The 3,309-nt window shown below is 38.6% G+C and carries 5 protein-coding genes; all 5 read left to right on the top strand.

All coding sequences use genetic code 11. The features are described 5' to 3' along the window. Window positions 1–72 precede the first annotated feature (72 nt). Window positions 73–675 carry a hypothetical protein gene (locus tag WSC_RS0121335; protein ID WP_016957995.1) on the top strand — a complete coding sequence of 201 codons (603 nt, stop codon included), beginning with the start codon at window positions 73–75 and terminating at the stop codon, window positions 673–675. A 112-nt stretch (window positions 676–787) separates the two neighbouring features. Then, a complete protein-coding gene (locus WSC_RS0121330; RefSeq protein ID WP_016957994.1) occupies window positions 788–1,369 on the top strand; it encodes a tetratricopeptide repeat protein in 582 nt (193 codons plus the stop codon). Between the two features lie 110 nt (window positions 1,370–1,479). Beyond that, the gene (locus WSC_RS0121325; protein ID WP_016957989.1) at window positions 1,480–1,764 is read left to right on the top strand and encodes a hypothetical protein; all 285 of its coding nucleotides are present in this window, start codon (window positions 1,480–1,482) and stop codon (window positions 1,762–1,764) included. Window positions 1,765–1,871: 107 nt separating this feature from the next. Beyond that, entirely contained in the window at window positions 1,872–2,405 is a 534-nt protein-coding gene (locus WSC_RS0121320) for a hypothetical protein (protein ID WP_016957993.1), read from the top strand. A 501-nt stretch (window positions 2,406–2,906) separates the two neighbouring features. After that, window positions 2,907–3,299 (top strand): hypothetical protein, encoded by a 393-nt coding sequence (locus WSC_RS0121315; protein WP_016957992.1) that lies wholly within the window; start codon window positions 2,907–2,909, stop codon window positions 3,297–3,299. Window positions 3,300–3,309 lie beyond the last annotated feature (10 nt).

Here is a 3,309-nt window from a genome sequence, read left to right as displayed (position 1 = left end):
TCACTTCGTTCCTAATTTTAGCCAAGCTTTTATGCGCCCCATATTGCGGCGTTATGCACTTAGGTCAATGACATGGAAAATGCAGGAGAGTTAATATCGTCTTTGTTTGCTTTAGCTTTTTCTATCGCTGCATTTGTTTATTATTCAAATCCAAAAAAATCTAAATGCTATGATTGTCAAGAAGTTATAAGCATTCATAAAGAAAATCGGTTTAGCCTTACAGTTAATGGCGAAGAACACGCCCTGTGTAAAAAGTGCTATAACAAGCGGTATAAACAAGAATCACTTCCAGCTCAAAATTGTTTTTGCTGTGGTAAACAATTCAGCACGCGAATGAAAATCCTAGAATGGGATGTTTATCCATCTCCGTGTTACTTGTGTGTGACCTGTAATAAAAAAGGTGAATCTAAACTTAAAACTTATTTTTTATTGCCCGAAATTTTTCCTGATCAATTTATTGAATCTCATACATCTTTTAGTAACCTGCAAGAGTATGTTGATAGTTCAAAAATCAAAATTAGTGAATTCAACGATCTTGAAACAGAAGAGTGGAATTTATTTGTAGTAAAAACTACCGACTTCGATTCGTGGGAATCTATGAAAACTCTAGCCCTGAGTGAGCTATACCGCAGGCACAGGAAACAAGTTATTGAAGAGTTGTGCAAAAGTGCATAACAATCGCATTAAGGGTGGACGCAAAAAGCTTGGCTGCGCTCATTCTTCGCTTATTATAGCCAAGCTTTTCTGCGCCACTTATGCGGGCGTTATGTTTCTCAAGGAGTGACCGTTGTCTAAAATTGAACAAGCAAAAAAATTTATAGAATCTTTGTCTGAACAAGATTTAAGTGACGATGAATTACTCGCCAAAACTAACAAATTCTTCAGTGAAAATTGTAGTGAAATTGATGCCGAATTTGTTGATAAGCTTTTGTCCTCAAAAGCCGAAGGATTAGATGTTGGCGTTGAATTAATGGAAGAATATGCCTACAAAGGATCTCCTGCTGCACAATTGGCAATTGGTGCCCTGAAACTTGAAGGAAAGGGTGTAATTAAGAATGTTCATGAGGCTATATTTTGGCTTAAGCGTTCATTTATCGGAAAAAATCCAAAATCAGGTTTCTTACTCTTTTCCGTATATGCCAATGGAATCGGCGTTTCTGAAAATATGGTCAAAGCCCGTGAATATTTAAAAGGCTCAGCCGACATGGGGGTTCCAAAAGCCCAATATTATTATGCAGGTATGTTGCTCGAAGGAGAAGGTGGTGAAATTGATGAAGAACTCGCTATTGATTATATGTTTTTAGCAGCCAATAGTGGCTATGAAGATGCAATAACGTTTTTAAAAGACAACGAGTTAATCGAAACATAACAAACGCATTAAGGGTGGACGCAAAAAGCTTGGCTGCGTTCGTTCCTCACTTATTATAGCCAAGCTTTTATGCGCCACTTATGCGGGCGTTATGTGTCTGAAGGATTCTCGTGGATAAGTACGAAAAATGGAAGCTAATCGAAGTTGAACTGATGGCTGCTTATGCACTATTGCCAAAAGGTATCATCGAGTCTGGTGACGGATATTGTGAGGAAGATTTTCTTACTTATATTGAGCACAACGAATTATTGATGGCAATGGAAGAGTTGGATGGTGTAATAGTGGATAACGTTATACCACCAAAACAATTTTGGACTCATTTAATTAGAGCTGCGAATATTATGGGCCATGGGCATGCTGATCGGTATAAATCCATACGCAGTGCAGCCACATAACAAACGCTTCAACAAAGGACGCAAAAAGCTTGGCTTGCGTCACTTCGTTCCTAATTTTAGCCAAGCATTTTGCGCCTGTTAAGCGGGCGTTAGGCATCAAGGAAACTATGGGCGAAAACGTTAAGGTTGGAGATTGGGTTAGAAGTTATGGCTCAGGAATATGGCGAGTTTACCGAATTCTAGAACTCAATGATTTTGATATCCCAAGCCAAAGTTACAAACCTAAAACTATTGTTTTCTCCTCACGTTTTGTAAATGATTCATATAAACGCTCCTTTTCAACTGAAAGTTGTGATTCATCATTCGTATATCGCTTGGAACCTAATGAGCAAAATAACTTAAATTCATTCATAGTGAATAATTCTGAACTGGTTGCAAAATTTGATGCTTATAAACCTAAGAGTGTTGATTCTATTTATAACGCAAATGTAAATATACCGGCTTCAAAGAGTCAGGCGGAATTGGAAGAAATATTGTCCACTTTCCAAAAACTAAACTTAGAAGAGTTATACCGATTGTTGCTTGAATCAAAAATTGGCTCTAGTGGAGAAAAAGGGTGGACAGCTCAATTTACTTCAAAAAATCACGAGTGCTCTGAAGGGAAATTGGTATATAGCTTTGCAAAAATACTGGCATTTTGATGCCTAACAATCGCATTAAGGGTGGACGCAAAAAGCTTGGCCGCGCTCATTCTTCGCTTAGTATAGCCAAGCTTTTATGCGCCACTTATGCGGGCGTTAGCTAGAAGTTTCGTTAGTTAATAGTAGTTAAACTGGCGGTGTTCGTTTTCGTGGTGCTGGCATTTATTTGCCTGTTCCGTTAACTTGTTTGTCGCCACGCTCCAGTTGTTTTGAGGTTGTTTTTTCAACCTTACTTACCGCTGAGCGGCATTTGCGTTGTTTGCCTGTCGCTTAAAGTTAATTTATAAAAATGGACTTTTGTGTTGCCACGCTTTTGCGCTTCTCAAGTTCATTTTTCTAAGTTTATTTACGGTATTTGTATTGTGCTAAATTCAAGCTTCGGTGAGCTTCTAGCCAACAATGCAATAATGAAGGGACGCAAAAAGCTTGGCTGCGTCACTTCGTTCCTATTATAGCCAAGCTTTTATGCGCCCCATATTGCGGCGTTAGGTGTTCTTTGGTATGCACTTGAAAATTCAATGTATTTTCATGTTAATAACTGCAGCGCTGGCTGCTTTTAATGCTTATGAGGAACAACTTGGTGGTGTAAGCACTATCGGAACGGCGGTTATTTATGCTCTTTTAGCCGGAACTTTCAGTGTGTTTGCTTACTTTATAGTGCAGAGGTGGCTGCCAAAGTTTTCTAAACCATATTGTATTACTGCTTATACTTCGGTGTTTTTTGGCTTTATAGGCTTTCTTTATTACGCATCAAACGGTAAGGCTGATAGTTTAGAAAGTGCAGCGCATATGCATGTAATAGTGTTTCCAATGTTACACACAATGCTGGCGATTTTGTTGTTTATTGGTGCTACTATTTGGGGCATCGTTTTAAAGTTTGGTAGTAGGGTTTAACCCCGAACAC

This window comes from Catenovulum agarivorans YM01, from assembly GCF_000281085.1.
Classification (GTDB): domain Bacteria; phylum Pseudomonadota; class Gammaproteobacteria; order Enterobacterales; family Alteromonadaceae; genus Catenovulum; species Catenovulum agarivorans.
The sequence above is the reverse complement of the archived record's forward strand: the minus strand, read 5'-3'. Positions and strand labels throughout refer to the sequence as shown.

Bases quoted from the DNA above. Each gene is read 5' to 3' on its own strand.
- WSC_RS0121335 (WP_016957995.1), top strand. From the start codon at position 73: ATGGAAAATGCAGGAGAGTTAATATCGTCTTTGTTTGCTTTAGCTTTT.
- WSC_RS0121320 (WP_016957993.1), top strand. From the start codon at position 1,872: ATGGGCGAAAACGTTAAGGTTGGAGATTGGGTTAGAAGTTATGGCTCA.
- WSC_RS0121315 (WP_016957992.1), top strand. From the start codon at position 2,907: ATGCACTTGAAAATTCAATGTATTTTCATGTTAATAACTGCAGCGCTG.